We start from the raw sequence: 634 nt of genomic DNA, 5'->3' as shown, positions 1-634 counted from the left end.
CGCACGCCTTCAACGGGCTGTAAAAGTTACGCATCACGTTACGAAGCTTCGGCAACTCTCTCTCCTCATGTACCACGTCCAAGAGCGGAGCGTCGTACTCATCGATCAAGACCACTACCTTTTGACCCGTCTGCTCGTAAGCACGCTTGATAAGACTCTCCAAGCGGTCGTTCACCATAAGCGCATTCTCATCACGCCCATAAATGGCTTCCCACTCGGACAGACGACGACCCAAATAATGCTCCAGCCCCTCTTTGTCCAGGTGCTTACCAAGACTCATGTCGAAATGAAGCACCGGATGGCGCGTCCACTCCTTCTCCAGTTGCTCGATGGCCAGCCCCTCGAACAGCTCCTTACGACCCTCGAAGTAGCTACGGAGTGTGGAGGTCAGCAACGACTTGCCGAAACGGCGGGGACGACTCAAGAAGATATAGTTCGATGCACCGCATACTAACCGATAGATCAAATCGGTCTTATCGATATATACATAATTACCCTCCCGCAATTTCGAGAAAGTCTGGATTCCTATCGGATATAATCGACTGTCTTTCATGATCCTCATTGAATTTTAATACACCCATCTTCAATCTTCCATTCCTCGATCGTACGCTTCTCCGTACTGAAATTGATGCCG

The 634-nt window shown here is 50.0% G+C and carries 1 protein-coding gene; it reads right to left on the bottom strand.

The window, feature by feature from the left end; all coding sequences use genetic code 11:
• Positions 1 to 553 (bottom strand): AAA family ATPase (locus G7Y39_RS13460; protein WP_165157934.1); only part of this gene is annotated, 553 nt, incomplete at its 3' end.
• Positions 554 to 634 lie beyond the last annotated feature (81 nt).

It is taken from the genome of Parabacteroides sp. ZJ-118, from assembly GCF_011038785.1.
In the GTDB taxonomy this organism is placed as follows: domain Bacteria; phylum Bacteroidota; class Bacteroidia; order Bacteroidales; family Tannerellaceae; genus Parabacteroides.
The sequence above is the reverse complement of the archived record's forward strand: the minus strand, read 5'-3'. Positions and strand labels throughout refer to the sequence as shown.